This window comes from Desnuesiella massiliensis (assembly GCF_001403615.1).
Lineage (GTDB): Bacteria > Bacillota > Clostridia > Clostridiales > Clostridiaceae > Desnuesiella > Desnuesiella massiliensis.
The window spans coordinates 11,429-30,879 of the sequence record NZ_LN879452.1; the positions used below are offsets into that span (position 1 = coordinate 11,429).

Consider the following 19,451-nt stretch of genomic DNA (forward strand, 5'->3'; position numbering starts at 1 on the left):
CATGAGAGATGAACAGGATATAAAAGAGTATTTTAAAGAAATAGATATTCCAAAAGAATTAGACTTTGTAATAGAGAAAGGAATATCTAAAGGAAAAAATAAAAGAATATTAAATAATTTTATTAATACTGCAGTGGCCTTTGCAGCTTTATTAGCTTTAACCTTTGTAGGGGGAAATATATATAATAAATTATATAAAAATGTACCAAATGACATAGGAAAAATTCATATGCAGGAATTAAAGCTACCAAGCTTTCAGAGTAAAGAGCAGATAGTAGATTTAATAAAAAATAATTTTAAAGAAGGTATGGGGAGCAAACCTATGGCTTTAGGTGATAAAGAACAAACAAAATCTCTAGACAATGCTGGAAGTCAAGTTGATAATTCTCATTCAAAGACCAATAATCAAGTAGAAGGGGTAGAGGAGAGCGATATAATAAAAACCGACGGAAAGTATATGTATATACTAAGAAGTAAGGTTTCAGAAGGCAAGGTTGAAAAGGAAGCTAGTATAGTAGAAGCATATCCTGCTGATAATATGAAGTTAAAATCAAAAATATCATTACCAAAGGAAGTCTTTAATGGAAGTATTCATATATTATCTGATAAGCTTATATTGCTTTATGACATTAATGCTAATGGCATATTACAGAGTGTGGTTAGAATATACGATAAAACAGATATAGCTAATCCTAAATTAATTAGAGAAATAACCTATAGCGGCAAAAGACTTAGCGATAGATTAATAAATAATCAATTATATTTAGTTACGGAAAAATCGCCCTATTCTAATAAAATTGGATACAAGGAAATGAATATTATAAATTCTTCCGATATTGAAGAACCTATAATAAAGGACTCTTTAGATAACAAGGAAAATAAAATAAACTATAATGATATAAAGTATTGCCCAGGAATACCCACAGAAAACTTTATAACTATAGCTTCCGTGAATTTAAATCAAATTTCTGAAAAGTCTATATCAAGAACCATATTAGCTTCTAGCGGTAATATGTATGTTTCAGAAAAAAATCTCTATATTTCTGGATATAATTTAAAAGATGAAAAGACTTTATTTTTTAAATTTGCTTTAAATAATGGTGCTATAAGCTTGGTAGGCACAGGAGAGGCCCCTGGTATGTTGTTAAATCAGTTTTCTATGGATGAATATAATGAAAACTTTAGAGTTGCTACTACGAACAGAAAAGAAAATAGCACTGAAAATAATCTCTATGTTTTTGATAAAAATATGAATATAACAGGAAAGTTAGAAGGGCTGGCTAAGGGGGAAAAGATATATTCCTCTAGATTTATGAAGGATAAAGCCTATATAGTAACCTTTAAACAGGTAGATCCTCTCTTTGTTATAGACCTTTCTGATAGCAAGAATCCAAAGGTTTTAGGAGAACTTAAGATTCCAGGATTTAGTACCTATCTTCATCCTTATGATGAAAATACACTTATAGGTTTTGGTCAAAACACTGTGGAAGTAAAAGAAAATGGAAGAGAATTTACAAGAGCCGAAGGTATAAAGATATCCATGTTTGATATAAGCGATTTTAGTAATCCAAAAGAGATCCACAAAGTTATTATAGGAAAAAGCGGAACTTATTCAGAATTACTTTATAACCATAAAGCTTTGCTCTACTCTAAAGAAAAGAATATATTTGGTTTTCCAATAACAGTAATAAAGGATAAAGGAGAAAGCTTTTTCGATGGTGCTCAAATATATAATATATCTAAAGAAAAAGGCTTTGAGCTTGTGGGAGAAATATCGAGTTCAACAGATAATACGCTTAGTAAAAGTAAGGATGGGGTTTATAGTGCACAAATAAAGAGATTGATGTTTATTGAAGATAATGTATATTTTATAACCAATCAAAGTATAAAGATTGCCAGCTTAAAAGACATGAAAAATTTGAAGGTATTGAATTATTAAAAATTAAATAAATATTATAAGGAAAATGCCAAGAAATTTTCTTCACATTTTCCTTATAGGTTTCATTAAATGATTTTTTGTATAAAATTTCTTAAAAATTTTTGAAAAATAATGTTGACATAAATTAATGTGGCTGATATAATAAAACTTGTCGTTAGACGTGGAAAGATGGTCGAGTTGGTTTAAGGCACCGGTCTTGAAAACCGGCGTGCGTGTGAGCGCACCCAGGGTTCGAATCCCTGTCTTTCCGCCATTTTTTATATAAAAAAATAAAATGTAGGGCATGGAGAAATACTCAAGTGGCCGAAGAGGCGCCCCTGCTAAGGGCGTAGGTCGGGAAACCGGCGCGAGGGTTCAAATCCCTCTTTCTCCGCCAGAAACACCTAATTTATATTAGGTGTTTTTTTATTTTGCATAGATTATATCCTGAAAAATAACTAGTTAATACAAATATATATTTTACTAGTTATTTTTCTGCGATATTTAAATATTTTAAAACCGTTTGGTAAGTTTCTGCGTCTTTTATAATGTATGGATATTTATGCAAATATTATACAAAATTATAATAATTCAAGAGGGGGAGACTTATGTTAAAAAAAATAATTCTATTACTTATTTCTGTATTTATTATGTTAGCCCCAGCAGGATGTTCTAAAAAAGATAAGGGACAAACTGTTGATAATAGCGATAAGCAAGTAGTAGAAAAAAATGAAAGTAAGGATGATGAAAATAAAAATAAAGAGGAAGTAAATAATTCAGAAGCTGAGAAAAAAGAAGAGGTTAAGAAGGAAGAAGAAAAAAATAATAATGAAGCCTCAGATCAAAATCAAAGTAATAATAAACCAGGTAATATTGCAAAACCAGAGCCACCTAAGCAAACAAAACCTGATGAAAATAATCAAAGTAAACCAAGCAATCCAGGAGAGACTCACAAACCAGAGACACCTAAAGAGCCGGAAAAACCTGCAAAACAAGAACCTTCGGTGAAGGAGATATCAGACAAAATATTGAAAGAAGTAAAATTTTCACATGTTGTTGCCATGAATGAAGAACTTTCAAAAGAATTTTATCCCTTTGATAGAAATCTTGTTTCAGAATATATAATTTACAATGCTATGATAAATGTAAAAAGTGATGAGGTAGCAGTGTTTAAAGTAAAGGATGCAAGTAATATATCAGAAGTAGAAAAAGGGATTCAGAAAAGAGTGGATCAATTAGAAAAGATCTGGCAAAGCTATTTACAAGATCAATATGATAAGGTTAAAAAACACGTTATATTGAAAAAGGATAATTATATACTGTTTTCAGTTTCAGATGATCAAAAGAAAGTAGAGGAGATATTTAATAGCTTCTTTAGTAAGTAGATTTATTAATAAGGGAGATATACCATGGTATTTAGCAGCTTGTTATTTCTTTTTATATTTTTACCTAGTTTAGTTTTAATTTATTATGTAACTCCGAGGAAATTTAGAAATTTACTATTATTTATAGCTAGTCTTATCTTCTATGCTTGGGGGGAGCCCATATACATTTTAATTATGATTTTCTCATCCCTAGTGGATTACACTCATGGAATTCTTATAGATAAGTATAGAAAGAATGAATTAATCAGTAAAATCATATTATTATCTTCAATTGTGATTAATTTAGGACTTTTGGGCTTCTTTAAATATTATGATTTTATAATCAGCACTATCAATGGATTTTTGGGAATTTCCTTGAAAACTTTAAATCTGCCATTGCCCATAGGAATTTCTTTCTATACTTTTCAAACCATGTCTTATACCATAGATGTGTATAGGGGTAAGACCTCTGTTCAAAGGAATATTATAGACTTTGGAACCTATGTATCTTTGTTTTCTCAGCTTATTGCAGGGCCTATTGTGCTGTACAAAACCATTGAAGAGCAGTTAAAGCATAGAAAAGAAACCTTAGATAGTTTTGGACAAGGAGTAGAAAGATTTATAATAGGACTAGGTAAAAAGGTTTTATTAGCAAATAATATAGGCCTTTTGTGGGATGAGGTTAAAAAGATACCCTCAGGGGATTTAACAGTGGTTACTGCTTGGCTGGGTATTATAGCTTTTGCCTTTCAAATATATTTTGACTTTAGCGGGTATTCAGACATGGCTATTGGATTAAGTAAAATGTTCGGTTTTGAGTTCCCCGAAAACTTTAATTATCCATATATATCTAAAAGTATTACGGAGTTTTGGAGAAGATGGCATATATCTTTGGGAAATTGGTTTAAAGATTATGTTTATATACCATTAGGAGGGAATAGATGCAGTAATTTAAAGAACTACAGAAACCTTTTTATAGTGTGGTTTCTAACAGGCTTATGGCATGGTGCCAGCTGGAACTTTATTCTATGGGGAATTTATTTTGGAATTATAATAGCCTTAGAAAAAGCAGTATTATTAAAATGGTTGAAAAAGATGCCAAGTTTTTTTAATCATTTCTATGCTTTATTTCTTATTCTAGTTGGATGGGTATTATTTTCCTTTGAACATTTAACTAATGGAATACAATATTTAGGCGCTATGTTTGGCATTTTAGGGAAGGGCATAATTAATTCAGATTCACTATACTTTTTATATAATTATGCTTTGATTATAATTATACTAATTTTAGCTTCTACCCCTATTCCTTTTAGATTATTTAATAAGCTTATGGAAAAGCACAGGAACATTTATTATACGACAAGTTTTGTAAGCAATGTAGTAATAATGTTTCTTTCAGTAGCTTATTTAGTAGATGCAAGCTATAATCCTTTTCTATACTTTAGGTTTTAGCTGCTAAAGATAAACATTACGAAAACTTAATTTGAACATGTTTTAAAATGGAATCTTTAAGCCATTATGAGGCATATATAAATTAGTAGTTGAAGTTGTTTATCTATATATGAGAGGAGGAATAGAGTTGAAGGTATATAGAAAAGTTCTAAGCATAACTATATTAGCATTTCTTATACTTATGGGGATTATAGGTGTATTTATGCCAGATAAAAAAGCTTCTGAAATGGAAAATAGAATACTGGCCCAAAAACCTATATTTGCTTGGAAGGATTTAAAGAGCGGAAAATTTACTTCAAAGTATGAGGAATACATTACAGACCAATTTCCTTTTAGGGATTTTTGGGTAAGCATAAAATCAAATACAGAGAGAATTCTTCAGAAAAAGGACAATAAGAATGTTTATTTAGGTAAAGATGGATATCTGATTCAAAAGCCAGAAGCTTTAGATAAGGAACTGATATCTAAAAATATAGATGCCATAAACAAATTCGTAGATAATAATAGGGATTTAAAAACATACTTCCTTTTAGCTCCTAATTCTGTGGAGATTCTAAAGGATAAGCTACCGCCTTTTGCTAACACTTATGATCAATATAGTGTTATAAATGATATAAAGAGTAGCTTAAAGCCAAATGTTAATTTTGTTGATATATATGATGATTTTAAGCAGCATAAAGAAGAATATATTTATTATAAGACTGATCATCATTGGACTTCTCTTGGAGCCTATTATGCTTATAATAAACTTGGAAGTGTCATGGGATATAAACCCTTAGCTATAAAGGATTTTAATGTAGAAAAGGTTACTGATGAGTTTTATGGGACTCTATACTCTAGGGGAAACTTTACTTTTATAAAACCAGATTCTATTCATTTATTTAAAAGCAAAGCCGATAGTTCTGCGAAAATTAAGTACTTAGATGATGAAAAGGAAAGTAATAACCTTTATGAGCCAAAGCACCTAAAAACTAAGGATAAGTATTCTGTATTTTTGGATGGTAATCATGCTCTTACCACTATAAAAACAGATTTAAATAATGGTAAAAAGCTTTTGGTACTGAAAGATTCCTACGCTCATAGCTTAGTACCATTTTTAACTAATCACTATGAAGAAATACATATGATAGACCTTAGGTATTTTAATATGCCTGTACAGCGGTATATGAAGGAATATGATATAAAGGAAGTTTTGTTACTATATAATTTTCTATCCTTCACTGAGGATAACTCAGTAATAAAATTAAAGGTTAAATAGGAGTATATTATAAAATAGACATTATCATGTATGGCTAAATGATAATGTCTATTTTTTATACTTAATTAAGATTTAAAATCATTGTCCAAGAGGTTCCCTCAGCCCCGCATTTTTTAAATCCAAGCCTTTCGTAAAGTTTAAGAGCAGAATTACCTGGATCTACACTTAAGGAAATGGCTTTAAACTCCTGAGATTTCGCATTATTAATAAGCTCCTTTAATAACATAGTGCCTATGCCTTTTCCAATATAACTCTTTACTATTGCTATAGATAGCTCTGGAGTTTCATCGTCAACAAAGCCATAGCCTTTATCTTCTTCTTGAAAAAGTCTATACCAGGCAGTTCCTAGGGGGTTATTCTGAAAGTCTATGGCTATAAATCCGTTATCGCCCTTTCTTCCCCAACCTTCAAGATATTTTTTTATATCTGGTATATTTAATAATTCTTCTTTTGAAGGTTTGTTTTCAGGAATATGCACCATTTCATAGAGCATGTCCCATAAAAAATGTATATCTTTATCTTCAATAGGTCTAATTGTTATCATAATAAAATCACACCCCTTTACGCCACAATTTTATCCTTATTATTGTCCTTTGTAAAGAATCTAAGGTATAGCTTTTCAAATAGTTTAAAAATATAAAAACCTATAATAGCTCCAATAGTATTTAATATTACATCATCAATATCTGTAGTGCGCATATCTGTAAAAAACTGTAGAAACTCTATACTAAAAGATATAATAAAGCAAAATAAAATATTATGCTTAAAGCTTCTAAATCTTTTCCAAAGCAGAGTTATAAAGAAGCTTAGAGGAGTTAAGAGTATTAAATTTCCCAGCACATTAATAAAAGCAAATTTAATCATGTAATTTCTTCCGCCTGAGAAAGCGTCATTAAACATTTTTATGGTTTCTATGGCTGGAGTTAAGTTTATTGCTCTTCTATTCCAGTAGTTTTCGCTGCGTATAGTAAAAGGAAATAAGGTCTTGCTTATTAGTAGTAATATATAAATAAAAAATATACTCAATATAAACTCTCTTTTAAATGAAAAGTTTTTATTTTTAATATTTATAAATATTCTTATTAAAATCCATATAGGAATAATAAGCATCAGTATACCATTATTAAACCAAATCATTTTCTCAAACCCTTTCCTATCTACTTTAAAAATTCTATTATATTTTTAACTATATCATTGTTGAGTATATCAGCATTTATAAAATATCTGGTAGGGGATATTTTCTCTATAGGAGTATTATTACTAAAGTTTCTTCTTGAATAAATGCTAAATATTAAACCTACCATTACCATGTTTATTATAAAGTAGCTTCCACCGAAGTTTATAAAGGGAAGCACTATACCTGTAATAGGCAAAATACTAAAATTCATCATTATGAACCATAAAATTTGAATTAAATAAAACGCATTTATGTTGAGAATCATAGATTTGCCGTAGTTATTTTTAACTAAATAGAATATCTTGAATATCCTTATTACAAATAGAATTATTAAAGTAATTAAAGCTAAAGCTGTTATCCAACCAAAGGTATAAATTACATATAATATTATCAATTCACTATTTAATGATGGTAGAGCATTTAACGTTTCACTTGTGCCATGGCCAACCAAGCTTGAGGAACTAAGCAAATTTTTTATACTGGAGCTCATGAAATCATTATAACTATAAATACCTATAAATCTGTGTATGATATAAGAATTATTAGTTAGTATATAAAATACTATCAAGGCCATCTCTCCTAAGAATAAACATAATTTCTTATAACTAGCGCCGTTATAATATGATATTATTAAAAAACATAGGGTATATGTTAATGAGTAAAAAGTGCAGCTAGTCCATATAAATAAAATATTAGGAAGTAATAATACTATAGAAGCCTTAATAATATATCTTTTGCTGCTCCAATTTATATTCTTTAATATTCCACCTAAGCTTAAGATGTAAGCTATAGAACTGATATACATAATGTCCATGTATCTGCTGAAAATAAATAAGCCTGCTCTTCTATATATAGATGCACCAGTAAAAGTAGTAATAAAGATTAGTAGAGTAGTAGCAATAAAAAGAGTTACAGAATGTTTTTCTATTTTTCTATAGTCAAATTTATAAACAAAATACATAATTGGCATACCTAAAAGTAAATAAATAATAAATTTCTTTGTATCATACATGTAATTACGAGTATTCATGGTTGTAAAATAATTTATAATAACTCCGCTAATAATCATAATGGAAACTAATATTAATAACTTCCAATCAGGTGTCTTTTTGTAGATCTTATTAAGATCAAATCCTATGGATTCACTATCACCCATATTAGCAATGGCTTTATTTATAGCTTCTTCCTCTGAAAAGCCTTCAGTCATATAATCTCCCTGCATTTCTTTTATATGATTAAGAACCTCGTTTTTTATTTCTTCATGGACTTCTTTGCATTGAATTTGAGAACAGAGAGAGTTTAAAAAGTTCTCTATTTTATTAAAGGACTAAACCGCTGTGCCAGCGGTGGCGGCAGCTCGCTTATATCAGACTTCAGCTAAAAAATAAAGTGGTACTCTTTTTCAAGAAAGTACCACTTCACTTATATATAACACTTCTTTATTATTTAACTTGCGACAGTAAAAAGTTAAAGGAGTGTTTATATGACTGAATTAGAAAATAAAATGAAATTTGAAATGGAGCTCAGAGGCTACAGCCCTAAGTCCATAAAGCATTATCTTCTTTGCGTTAGCAATTTCGCCAAGCATTATAACATGTCGCTTGAACTACTTGGTGAAAATGAAGTGCGAAATTACCTTCACTATTGTATCACAGAAAAACATCTGTGTGAAGGCACTGTAAACTATATCCATAGTGCTATAAAGTTTTTCTATACGAAAATTCTCGATAGAGATTGGAAAACTGAAAAGCTTAAAAGAATAAAGGAACGTAGAAAACTTCCAGTAATCCTGTCGCAAGCTGAAGTTAAAGCTATACTGGGAGCAACAGAAAACTTAAAGCATAGAGCAGCATTGTCTACTATTTACGGGGCTGGTCTTAGAATCAGCGAGGCTGCCAAACTTAGGATTTGTGACATTGACAGCAAGAATATGCAGATAATCATACGTGAGGGCAAAGGTAAAAAGGATAGATATTCATTGCTGTCGCAAAAGAATCTTGAGCTTCTAAGAGAATACTGGAAAAGATATAAGCCAAGTGAGTTCCTCTTTGAAGGCAAGAACCCTAGCGGGCATATCTCTTCGCGTGCTATACAAAAGGTATTTTACGAAGCTAGGGATAAGGCTGGAATTAAAAAAGATGCAACTGTTCACACATTAAGACATAGCTTTGCCACACATCTACTTGAGGCTGGGACTGATATTTGTTATATACAAAGACTTCTAGGACATACATCGCTTCAAACTACCACTATATATCTTCATCTAAGACGAATGGACTTGCTAAACATTAAGAGTCCATTGGAAACTCTTTAGCGGGTGTAGGCTATGATTGAACTACAAGATATATTTTATGAGCATGGTGAAGATTATAGAAAAACACATAGGCTTCCACTAAATGTGTTGAAAGCAATGAGTGCAATTGGAGCATGCAGAACAGCGGAGCTTGGAGGGCATGTAGATGAATGTGATGAGTGCGGTCACGTAAGAATATCCTATAACTCTTGCAGAAACAGACATTGTCCTAAATGTCAGACTCTTGCTAAAGAAAAATGGCTTGAAGATAGAAAGAATGACCTTCTACCCGTAGGGTATTTTCATGTAGTTTTCACTATACCAGAAGAATTAAACTATCTGGCACTTGCAAACCAGAAAGAACTTTATTCTACTTTGTTTCAGGCAGCATCTGAAACTCTTTTAGAGCTTGGAAGAGATACAAAGTATCTAGGAGCTGAAATTGGATTTACCTCAATACTTCATACCTGGGGGCAAAACTTGATGCATCACCCTCATGTGCATTGTATTGTTCCAAGCGGAGGCTTATCTCTTGATGGTACTCGCTGGATAAATAGTAAAGAGGACTTTTTTATACCAGTTAAGGTGCTTTCCAGAAAATTTAGAGGAAAGTTTTTGTATTATCTTAAAAAGTCTTACTATAATAGAAAGCTAAAATTTATCGGAGATAATCACGAGTTGATTGAAAATCAAGCTTTTCAATGCTTTGTAGATAAACTATACAAGAAAGAATGGGTAGTATACTGCAAGCCGCCATTTTCCAGTGCGGAGCACGTACTTGAATATTTAGGCAGATATACCCACAGAGTAGCTATTTCTAACAATAGATTGGTTTTCTTTGATAATGGATATGTCACTTTTAAGTGGAGAGATTATAGGGATAATAATAAGCAGAAGTTTATGACTGTCACAGCAGAAGAATTTATCCGAAGGTTTCTTATGCATGTTTTGCCTGATAAGTTTGTGAAAATTCGTCACTATGGAATCCTAAGCAATCGTAACAGAGTTACAAAACTTAAGAAATGCAAAGAGCTTACAGGTTCAGTTTTTAAGATAACTTCCACAACTAAATTAAGCTCGACAGAGCTACTTTTTAAGCTGACAGGGATAGACTTAAATGTTTGTCCTTGCTGCACGAAAGGGAAAATGTTAAGAACAGGCAAATTACAGCCTAAAAACTTTTCTCCACCGAAGGTAGCCAAGAAAATTTCATAGCGCACATTTTGGGGAGGGGGAAAAACTACAAAGGAAGTTTGTTAATATATTCTTTAAGATGATTATATTAGGCTTTGTTCCAATATTGGTATAAAAATTGGAGTTAAGTTTGGATTTAGGGAAAGAGAAGTTCAATTCAAACTCCATAGTTTGGTGGTACGCGGCTTCGTCCTATAGATTGTTTCGGAAATTGAGCAGCTTTTGATTCAAGGCATGATTTAAGCTTGAAATCAAACTGCTCTCTTTCTCGGCTCAACTTCCGAATCCAACTCTATTCATTTTGTGAACTCATAGATTTCCCTCCCATAAAAAATTATTAACTGCCTCACTAAAGGTTATCCATTCCTCTTGTTTTTCTTTAGCATATTTCTGGCCTTTTTCCGTAAGCATGTAATATTTTCTTTTTCTTCCGCTCTCACCATCACTCCAAAAGGATTCTATGAAGGCTTCACTTTCTAAAGCATGAAGTATAGGATATAGAGTTCCTTCTTTAAAGAAGAAAACCCCATTAGACTTTTTTTCTAACTCCTTTATCATTTCATAACCATACATATTTTTATCTTTTAAGAGGCCTAATATAAGTATGGTGGTACTGCCCTTTAAAAGCTCTTTATTAATTTTCATGAAAAACCCTCCTTTGAATACCTAGTAATACTATACATAGTATTACTAGGTATAAATATAACACTATAATTGGAATATTTCAATATAAATAATAAATGATCTAAAAATGTGTAATTAGTAACAAGCATTGGAATAGTTTGTTGATGATTGCTTTTTACAGGTATATAATTTAGTTAAGGTTTTATTATTTTAGGCATAATAAAAAATAACAAGTCAAATATACGAGTAGACTGACTAGTTATTTTTTGGAGATGCCTTATTAAGAAGGTGCTAGCTGTGTTAAAAGGTAATAGAGTATTATTAAGATCTGTGGAAAAGAAGGATGTAAATATATTCTATGAAATGTGGTGTGATGAAGAAATTAGAAAGTATGATGGTGGCTATTTAGTTCCTCCAACAAAGGAATACATACTTGAAAATTTCAATAGATTTATGAATTTAAATAAGAAGTATCTTAGCATAATAAACGAAAAAGGCGTGCTTATAGGCTATATAACCTATGAAGAGGTAAGGGATTTTAATAGTATATATGTGATGGGAATAACTTTAGGAAAGGATTTCTGGAGCAGGGGTTATGGCACAGACTCTATAAATACCTTACTGAAATTTTTATTTATGAGTAAGGCAGCACAAAGGGTAGAGCTTGATGTAGTTGATTATAATGTTAGAGCTATAGGCTGCTATAAAAAATGTGGTTTTAAAGAAGAGGGTAGAAAAAGAAAGAGATATTTTTCAGAGGGACAATATAGAGATTTGATAATTATGGGTATACTAAGAGAAGAGTTTATAAAATAACTATTATAATTTGATATACTTTATATAGAGGAGGATTTTTGCCTCCTCTATAATTTAATAAGGTTAATTTAGGTAGGTGAATTAATTTAATGAGCATACGATTTATATATGGCAGGGCAGGAAGTGGTAAAAGCACCAGGTGCCTTCAAGAAATAAAAAAGAGAATAGAAGAGGGCACAGATAAAAAGTTAATACTGATGGTACCAGAGCAATTTTCCTTCCAAGCTGAAAGAAATCTACTAAGAACCATAGGAGAGGAAAATTTATTAAAGGCTGAGGTGTTAAGCTTTAAGAGAATGGCTCATAGAGTTTTTAATGAGCTAGGGGGAGTTAAGCATAAAAGAATGAATGATGCAGGTAAAAGCATGCTCTTATACTCTATTATAGAGGATTTAAAAGAGGATATGACAGCTTTTAAAAATGCTGCTAAACAGCAAGGGTTCACGGATATTGTAGCTGAGGCTATAACGGAATTTAAAAAATATAATATTACCCCGGAAATATTAATTAATGTTAGTGAAGGCTTAGAAAGTGACTTATTAAAGGATAAAATAAAGGATTTAAGCAATATATATAATGTTTTTCAGAATACCATTCATAAAAACTATATAGACCCAGAAGATGAGCTTACCTTATTATCACAAAAACTTGAAGGTTGTAATATGTATCATGAAGCAGAGTTTTGGTTTGATGAATTTACTACTTTTACCCCTCAGCAATATGGAGTTATTGAGAGGCTTATGGTATGTGCTAGTAATATAAATATAGCCCTTTGCATGGATAGTAATAAGCTAACGGATATAGAAGAAAATACAGATATATTTGATGGAATAAAGAATACAGAAAAAAGACTTTTAGCTCTAGCTGAAACTCATAATTTAGGATATTTAAAGCCTTTAGATTTAAATGAAGAGTATTCTAAGAGATATCATAATAGGGAAGAACTTAGTCAAATAGAAAGACACTTTTTTAGTTATCCTTATAACTCTTATAAGAAGGAAACAAATAATATAAGACTATATAAAGCTTTGAATAATTATGAAGAAATAGAGAATGTAGCTAAGGATATATTGAGATTAGTAAGAGAAGGAAAGGATAAAGAGTGGCAGGACTATAGATTCAGAGATATAGCCGTGGTATGCAGGGATATAGATAATTATGAGAAGATTATATCCGTAGTATTTAGAGAATTCGGTATACCTTATTTTATGGATAAGAAAAGAGATGTTATGAATAACGCTCTAGTGGTACTCATAACCTCAGTATTCGATATATTCATAAAAAACTGGTCCTATGATAGTATATTTAGATACTTAAAAAGTGGGTTAACAGGTATATCTATGGACTCTATTGATATTCTTGAAAATTATGTACTGGCTAATGGCATAAAGGGAAAACGTTGGACTGAAGAAGAGTTTTGGAAGGATAATATAAATTATAGCTTAGATGCTAGTTCTGAAGAAATCAATGCTGATACTAATACTATAAATATAGTTAATGAAACTAAGGACGAAGTAGTAGCGCCATTACTTAGGCTGCAGAAGAGTATAAAGAAGGATAATAGTGTTAGAGGATATTGTACTGCAATCTATGACTTCTTAGTAGAGCTAGAGGTACTAAGCAGGATAGAGCAGTGGTGCGATCATTTTAGCAGTGAAGGTATGCAGGAGAAAGTAGATGAATATGAGCAGATAGTGGATTTAGTCATAGGATTATTGGATCAGATGGTAGAAGTCATGGGAGAAGAGAAGCTTGATATTAAGGAGTTCATAAAAATTCTTAATGTGGGATTCTTAAAATGTGAAATGGGACTCATACCTGTAGCCCTTGACCAAGTTACTATTGGAGATATTGCAAGAATAAAAACTCAAGGAGTGAAGGCAGTATATATAGTAGGGGTAAATGATGGCATATTCCCTAGGGCTTCTAAGGATGAGGGGATTTTATCAGATATTGACAGAATTACCTTAAAAGAAAAAGGTATAGAGTTAGCAGCAGATACTAAAACTAAGGCCTTTGAGGAGCAGTTTTTGGTATATACAGCTCTAACCTTAGCTAATGATTATATGATGCTCAGCTATCCTCTAGCAGACTTTGAAGGAAAGGCTTTAAGGCCTTCAGTGGTAGTATCAAGATTAAAGAAGATTATTCCAAAAATTAAGGAAGAAAGTGAAATAGTTAAACAAAATAAAAGTATTGTAAGCATAGATGAAGTAGCGGCACCTCAGCCTACCTTTAACAAATTAATCTCAGCTCTAAGAAGAAAACATGAAGGAGAAGAGATGGATGAGTTTTGGCAAGAGGTATATCATTGGTATGAAGATAAGAAAGACTGGAGAGAAAAAGCTGAGAGAGTTTTTAAGGGGTTAGATTACAATAATCAGGTAGAAAGTATAAATAGTGAAAAAGCCAGAAATCTATATGGAAGACCTTACTTTAGTGTTTCTAGATTAGAAAAGTATGCAGAGTGTCCTTTTGCTTACTTTGTGCAGTATGGTTTAAAAGCGAAAGATAGAAAGGTTTATGAGCTTACAGCTCCTGACTTAGGAAGCTTTATGCATGAGGTTATAGATAATTTTTCAAAGTATGTGGATGATAAAAAAATACCTTGGGAAGAACTATCCCTTGAATATTGCAGAGATATAATATCTAAGATGGTGGACGAAAAGTTAGATCAAAACAAGTCTTCTATTTTAAATAGCTCTGCAAAATACAAATACATAGCTGGAAGGTTAAAAAGAATTTTAACTAAATCTGTATCCATTGTTTCAGAGCAAATGAAAAGAAGTAATTTTAAGACACTAGCGCATGAATTGGTTTTTGGAAAAGGAGAAGACCTCCCTCCTCTTACTTTAACTTTACCCTCAGGAGAAGAGATGCAGCTTAGAGGAAGAATAGATAGAGTAGATGCTCTAGATATAGAAGGTGAAACCTATATAAGAATTATTGATTATAAATCAGGAAGCAAGCAATTAGATTTATCAGAGGTTTATTATGGATTACAAATTCAACTTTTGATATATCTTGAAGCTATACTGCAAAACTCTGAAGCTTTTATTCATAAGCAGGCCATACCAGGCGCCATCTTTTATTTTAAGATAGATGACCCTATAATCAGCGGAGATTCTCATATGCAGGAAGAAGAGATAAAGGAGAGCATATTGAAAAAGCTAAAATTAAAGGGGCTATTATTAAATGATGTAAAGGTAGTAAAAGAAATGGATAAGACCATAAGCGGATATTCTTTAATAATTCCTGCTAGATTGAATAAAGGTGATAGCCTAGGTAAAAGCAATTCTTTAATCACTAGAGAACAATTTGATATATTAAGAGAATATGTGAGAGAAAGTCTTGTGAGCTTATGTGATGAAATGCTTAAAGGCGATATAAAAATAAAACCTTCTAAGAATAAGAAATATTCTGCTTGTGATTATTGTTCCTATGCCGCCATATGCCAATTTGATCCTAGTATAAAGGATAATAGCTATAGGTATGTAAACAAGAAAAAAGATGAGGATGTTTGGAATTTAATGAAGGATAAAATAAAAGCCGTAGTGGAAGGAGGAAAGCAGCATGGGGGAAACTAAATGGACTAAGGAACAACAGATGGCCATAGAAACTAGAGGTTGTAATCTCTTAGTAGCAGCAGCGGCAGGATCGGGAAAAACCGCAGTACTAGTTCAAAGGATCATAAACATGATAACAGACAAAAATAATCCTGTTGATATAGATAGGCTGCTAGTAGTGACCTTTACCAGCGCTGCAGCTTCAGAAATGAGGGAGAGAATAGGGGAGGCTATCTCTAAGGAATTAGATAAAGACCCTAGCTCAAAATTGCTTCAAAGACAGCTTACACTATTAAATCGTTCTAATATAACCACAATGCACTCCTTCTGCTTAGATGTGATAAAAAATAATTTTCATCATATTGATTTAGACCCTAATTTTAGAATTGCAGATGAAACTGAGGGCATACTTTTAAAGCAAGAAGTGCTTCAAGAAATGTTTGAGGATAATTATGAGAAAAAGGATTCTTGTTTCTTACAGTTAGTTGAAGCCTATGGTGGAGGAAAGGATGATAAGAAGCTTCAAGAGATAGTGAATTCTCTATACAGCTTTACCATGAGTGGGCCTTGGCCTAAAAAGTGGCTAAATGAGAAAGCAGAGGATTTTAATTTACCAGAAGATTTTGATATACTTAACAGTTCTTGGGGCAAAGTTCTTAGAGAGGCTAGTGCATTAGAGCTTTTACAGTGTAAAAAGCATATACTAAAAGCTATAGATTTATGTAAGGACACTGCTGGACTAGAACCCTATGTGGAGACTTTTAACGAAGACTTAAACTTGGTAGAGGCATTAATGGAGGTTTTAGAAAAAGGATATGATGACTTTTACTATAACCTTCGTGAAAGTTCCTTTAGTAAAATAAAGACTGTTAAAAAGGATAAGATTTCAGATGAAGAGGTACAAGAAAAGGTTAAGAAAATAAGAGATGAGGTAAAGGATAGAATCAAGGATTTAAAAGAAAAAGTGTTTATAATGCCTGAAGCACAGGTAAAAGAGGATTTTAAATTCATGTATCCTTTAATAAAATGTCTTTGTGAGTTAGTAATAGATTTTAGCCACAGGTACACTCAAAAGAAAAAGGAAAGAGGCATAATTGACTACAATGATATGGAGCATTACTGCCTTCAGATTTTAACCTCAGAAGCTGAAGACGATAAGATATATCCATCTTCTATAGCTTTAAATTTAAGAGAAAAGTTTGAAGAAGTGCTGGTAGACGAGTATCAAGATAGTAACAATGTGCAAGAAACCATCATAAACATGGTGTCAAGAAAGTTTGAAAGCACACCTAATGTATTTATGGTAGGAGATGTAAAACAAAGTATCTATAGATTTAGGCAAGCAAAGCCGGAACTTTTTATAGAAAAATATAAAAGCTACTCAGAAGAAAATAGTAAAGATAGAAAAATTCTGCTATATAAGAACTTTAGAAGCAGAGATGAAGTGATAAGAGGGGTAAATTATATATTTAAACAGCTTATGTCCTCTAGGATAGGAGAATTAGATTATGATGAAAAAGAGGCTTTAAATCTAGGTGCTAGTTTTAAGGAGTTTGAAGAGGAAGAGGCTACAGTTGGAGGAGAGCTGGAGCTTCACATATTAGATAGAAGTGGAAATAATGAAGATAATGAAGAAGCTGCAGAGGAAGACGTGGAAACTGAGGAATTAGAAGCACGAAGTGACTCCGTAACAGAAGAAGAATTAGATTCCATGCAGTTAGAGGCCAGAATGGTGGCAAGAAGGATAAAAGAGCTTATTAACCCATCAGAGGGAAAAGAGTTTATGGTTTATGATAAGGAATTAGGAGATTATAGACCAGTAAGATATAGGGATATTGTAATACTGCTTAGGGCTACCGCTAATTGGGCGCAGGTTTTTACTGAGGAACTAGGTATTGAAAATATACCCGTATATGCAGACTCTTCTGTAGGTTATTTCGATACCATTGAGATCAGAACTGTGATGGCTCTACTTCAAATCATCGATAATCCTCTTCAAGATATACCTATGGTATCACTGTTAAGATCACCAATTTTCTCTTTTACTCCAGAGGAATTAGCAGATTTAAGAATTATAGACAGGGAAAAGTATTTTTATGAAACCATAAAGGACCTAGGTGAGAAAAGGGAGGAGCATAAAGAAATTTATAACGAAGCTCTATTAGATAAATGCAGTTTCGTAATAGCATGTATTAAAAAATGGAGAGAGAAGTCATTATATATGCCTATTGATGAATTTATATGGTATTTATATATGGACACTGCTTATTATGGGTATGTAGGAGCTATGCCAAATGGAGCTCAACGCCAAGCTAACTTAAGAATATTATTTCAAAGGGCAAAGCAATATAATGAAACTAGTTTTAGTGGGCTATTTAATTTTATAAACTTTATTCAAAGGCTGAGAAAAAATAGCGGAGATATGGGAAGTGCTAAAATACTAGGTGAAAACGAAGACGTAATAAGAATAATGAGTATACATAAAAGCAAAGGCTTAGAGTTTCCAGTAGTTATACTTTCAGGTTGCGGAAAAAGATTTAATATGCAGGATTTAAATAACAGCATATTATTACATGAAGACTTAGGTATCGGTGCAGATTATGTAGATATAGAAAAGAGACTTAGCTATGGAACTTTATTAAAGCAAGCTATTAAAAGAAAATTTAAGTTAGAAACCTTGTCAGAAGAGATGAGGGTGCTTTATGTAGCCTTTACCAGAGCTAAGGAAAAGCTCATTATAACAGGATCTGTGGATAACCTTGAAAAGGCATCAGGAAGATGGTGCAGCAGTGCTTCGGAGGATATGGAAAAGGTGCCTTCTTCAGAAGTAGCTAAGGGGAATAGCTATTTGGATTGGATAGCCATGGCCCTAGCTAAGCACAAAGATGGAGGGGCTATAAGAAAAGAGGCTAATGCTAATATAGGAATAACAATTTATGATGAATTATCCACATGGAAAGTGCAATTATGGAGAAAAAATCAAATAATTGTGGATAAAACTTTTGAAACTGTGGATGAATTTATAGATTCAGAAGAAGACTTAGGGGATAATTTAGAGAAGAAGTACGCTCATATTATTTCAAATAGGCTAAATTGGCAATATCCTTTAATACATTCTGCCAGCATACCTGCCAATATATCTGTATCAGATTTAAAGAGGGCAAAATTAGAAGAAGAGTATAATGGCACTATGGTAAATATGATTAAAGAACCAATAATGAAGAAACCACAATTTCTTCAAGAAAAGAAAGGACTCTCGCCAGCAGAACGTGGAACTATTGTACATTTTGTTATGCAGTACTTAGATTTAAATTTAGTCTACACTATAGATCAAATTGAGGAACAATTAAAGAAAATGATTGATAAGGAACTCATAACAGAAGAGGAAAAGAAGGCTGTAAATGCTAGAAAGATACTTAACTTTTTTAATAGTGATTTAGGTAAAAGAGTATTAAACTGCTTTAAAACCATAGGTGCTGTTTATAGAGAAATACCTTTCTTTACTGAAATATCTAGCAGGATATTAGATAGCTCCCTTCCAGAAGAGTATGAAAAGGAAATGGTAAGACTTCAAGGGGTTATAGACTGCTTCTTTGAGGAGGAGGATGGTATTGTGCTCCTAGATTACAAAACAGACTTTGTAGAAGAAGGAAAAGAAGAGGAAATAAGAAAAAGATATGCAGTACAAATACAATATTATGAAGAGGCTTTAAGAAAACTCACAGGCAAAAATGTTAAAGAAAAATACTTATACTTATTCTATAATGAAAAAGTATTAGCTATGTAATT

13 protein-coding genes and 2 tRNA genes are annotated in these 19,451 nt (G+C 31.9%); 11 read left to right on the forward strand and 4 right to left on the reverse strand.

What is annotated here, in order from left to right; all coding sequences use genetic code 11:
- The first annotated feature begins 1 nt into the window (after nucleotide 1).
- From BN2665_RS01715 to BN2665_RS01740, 6 genes are all read left to right on the forward strand, one after another.
- Entirely contained in the window at nucleotides 2-1,939 is a 1,938-nt protein-coding gene (locus BN2665_RS01715; RefSeq protein WP_055665394.1) for a beta-propeller domain-containing protein, read from the forward strand.
- Nucleotides 1,940-2,101: 162 nt separating this feature from the next.
- Nucleotides 2,102-2,192: transfer RNA gene (locus tag BN2665_RS01720), tRNA-Ser, on the forward strand.
- Nucleotides 2,193-2,224: 32 nt separating this feature from the next.
- A tRNA-Ser gene (locus BN2665_RS01725) sits at nucleotides 2,225-2,315 on the forward strand.
- A gap of 211 nt (nucleotides 2,316-2,526) precedes the next feature.
- A complete protein-coding gene (locus BN2665_RS01730; protein WP_055665395.1) occupies nucleotides 2,527-3,303 on the forward strand; it encodes a DUF4358 domain-containing protein in 777 nt (258 codons plus the stop codon).
- A 24-nt stretch (nucleotides 3,304-3,327) separates the two neighbouring features.
- The gene (locus BN2665_RS01735) at nucleotides 3,328-4,734 is read left to right on the forward strand and encodes an MBOAT family O-acyltransferase (RefSeq protein ID WP_055665396.1); all 1,407 of its coding nucleotides are present in this window, start codon (nucleotides 3,328-3,330) and stop codon (nucleotides 4,732-4,734) included.
- Between the two features lie 127 nt (nucleotides 4,735-4,861).
- A complete protein-coding gene (locus tag BN2665_RS01740) occupies nucleotides 4,862-5,992 on the forward strand; it encodes a DHHW family protein (RefSeq protein ID WP_055665397.1) in 1,131 nt (376 codons plus the stop codon).
- A gap of 61 nt (nucleotides 5,993-6,053) precedes the next feature.
- On the opposite strand, the gene BN2665_RS01745 is transcribed toward BN2665_RS01740, so the two are convergent.
- Genes BN2665_RS01745 through BN2665_RS01755 form a run of 3 tightly spaced genes read right to left on the reverse strand, consistent with a single transcriptional unit; the run spans nucleotide 6,054 to nucleotide 8,484 of the window.
- Nucleotides 6,054-6,536 carry a GNAT family N-acetyltransferase gene (locus tag BN2665_RS01745; protein ID WP_055665398.1) on the reverse strand — a complete coding sequence of 161 codons (483 nt, stop codon included), beginning with the start codon at nucleotides 6,534-6,536 and terminating at the stop codon, nucleotides 6,054-6,056.
- A gap of 17 nt (nucleotides 6,537-6,553) precedes the next feature.
- On the reverse strand, nucleotides 6,554-7,129 hold the full coding sequence (locus BN2665_RS01750) for a VanZ family protein (protein ID WP_055665399.1): 576 nt from the start codon (nucleotides 7,127-7,129) through the stop codon (nucleotides 6,554-6,556).
- Between the two features lie 20 nt (nucleotides 7,130-7,149).
- Complete coding sequence (locus BN2665_RS01755) at nucleotides 7,150-8,484, reverse strand: FtsW/RodA/SpoVE family cell cycle protein (RefSeq protein WP_341452544.1); 1,335 nt, start codon at nucleotides 8,482-8,484, stop codon at nucleotides 7,150-7,152.
- Between the two features lie 168 nt (nucleotides 8,485-8,652).
- On the opposite strand from BN2665_RS01755, the gene BN2665_RS01760 reads away from it, so the two are divergent.
- Nucleotides 8,653-9,483 (forward strand): site-specific integrase, encoded by an 831-nt coding sequence (locus BN2665_RS01760; protein ID WP_055665401.1) that lies wholly within the window; start codon nucleotides 8,653-8,655, stop codon nucleotides 9,481-9,483.
- A gap of 12 nt (nucleotides 9,484-9,495) precedes the next feature.
- Nucleotides 9,496-10,677 carry an IS91 family transposase gene (locus BN2665_RS01765; protein ID WP_055665402.1) on the forward strand — a complete coding sequence of 394 codons (1,182 nt, stop codon included), beginning with the start codon at nucleotides 9,496-9,498 and terminating at the stop codon, nucleotides 10,675-10,677.
- Between the two features lie 288 nt (nucleotides 10,678-10,965).
- Here the strand turns inward: BN2665_RS01765 and BN2665_RS01770 are convergent, their stop codons facing one another.
- Complete coding sequence (locus tag BN2665_RS01770) at nucleotides 10,966-11,301, reverse strand: PadR family transcriptional regulator (protein ID WP_055665403.1); 336 nt, start codon at nucleotides 11,299-11,301, stop codon at nucleotides 10,966-10,968.
- Nucleotides 11,302-11,577: 276 nt separating this feature from the next.
- Between BN2665_RS01770 and BN2665_RS01775 the strand changes: the two genes are divergently transcribed.
- The 3 genes from BN2665_RS01775 to addA all read left to right on the forward strand — a co-directional run bounded on the left by BN2665_RS01775 (nucleotide 11,578) and on the right by addA (nucleotide 19,449).
- Complete coding sequence (locus tag BN2665_RS01775; RefSeq protein ID WP_055665404.1) at nucleotides 11,578-12,096, forward strand: GNAT family N-acetyltransferase; 519 nt, start codon at nucleotides 11,578-11,580, stop codon at nucleotides 12,094-12,096.
- Between the two features lie 89 nt (nucleotides 12,097-12,185).
- On the forward strand, nucleotides 12,186-15,683 hold the full coding sequence (gene addB, locus BN2665_RS01780) for a helicase-exonuclease AddAB subunit AddB (RefSeq protein ID WP_055665405.1): 3,498 nt from the start codon (nucleotides 12,186-12,188) through the stop codon (nucleotides 15,681-15,683).
- Nucleotides 15,670-19,449, forward strand: a complete 3,780-nt coding sequence (gene addA, locus BN2665_RS01785; RefSeq protein WP_055665406.1) for a helicase-exonuclease AddAB subunit AddA — start codon at nucleotides 15,670-15,672, stop codon at nucleotides 19,447-19,449. The genes addB and addA overlap by 14 nt, the downstream gene beginning before the upstream one ends.
- Nucleotides 19,450-19,451 lie beyond the last annotated feature (2 nt).

Excerpts from the sequence above, each read along its gene's own strand:
- addA (WP_055665406.1), top strand. The coding sequence starts at position 15,670 with ATGGGGGAAACTAAATGGACTAAGGAACAACAGATGGCCATAGAAACT.
- BN2665_RS01770 (WP_055665403.1), bottom strand. The coding sequence starts at position 11,301 with ATGAAAATTAATAAAGAGCTTTTAAAGGGCAGTACCACCATACTTATA.
- BN2665_RS01750 (WP_055665399.1), bottom strand. The coding sequence starts at position 7,129 with ATGATTTGGTTTAATAATGGTATACTGATGCTTATTATTCCTATATGG.
- BN2665_RS01760 (WP_055665401.1), top strand. The coding sequence starts at position 8,653 with ATGACTGAATTAGAAAATAAAATGAAATTTGAAATGGAGCTCAGAGGC.
- BN2665_RS01735 (WP_055665396.1), top strand. The coding sequence starts at position 3,328 with ATGGTATTTAGCAGCTTGTTATTTCTTTTTATATTTTTACCTAGTTTA.
- BN2665_RS01745 (WP_055665398.1), bottom strand. The coding sequence starts at position 6,536 with ATGATAACAATTAGACCTATTGAAGATAAAGATATACATTTTTTATGG.
- addB (WP_055665405.1), top strand. The coding sequence starts at position 12,186 with ATGAGCATACGATTTATATATGGCAGGGCAGGAAGTGGTAAAAGCACC.
- BN2665_RS01730 (WP_055665395.1), top strand. The coding sequence starts at position 2,527 with ATGTTAAAAAAAATAATTCTATTACTTATTTCTGTATTTATTATGTTA.
- BN2665_RS01715 (WP_055665394.1), top strand. The coding sequence starts at position 2 with ATGAGAGATGAACAGGATATAAAAGAGTATTTTAAAGAAATAGATATT.
- BN2665_RS01765 (WP_055665402.1), top strand. The coding sequence starts at position 9,496 with ATGATTGAACTACAAGATATATTTTATGAGCATGGTGAAGATTATAGA.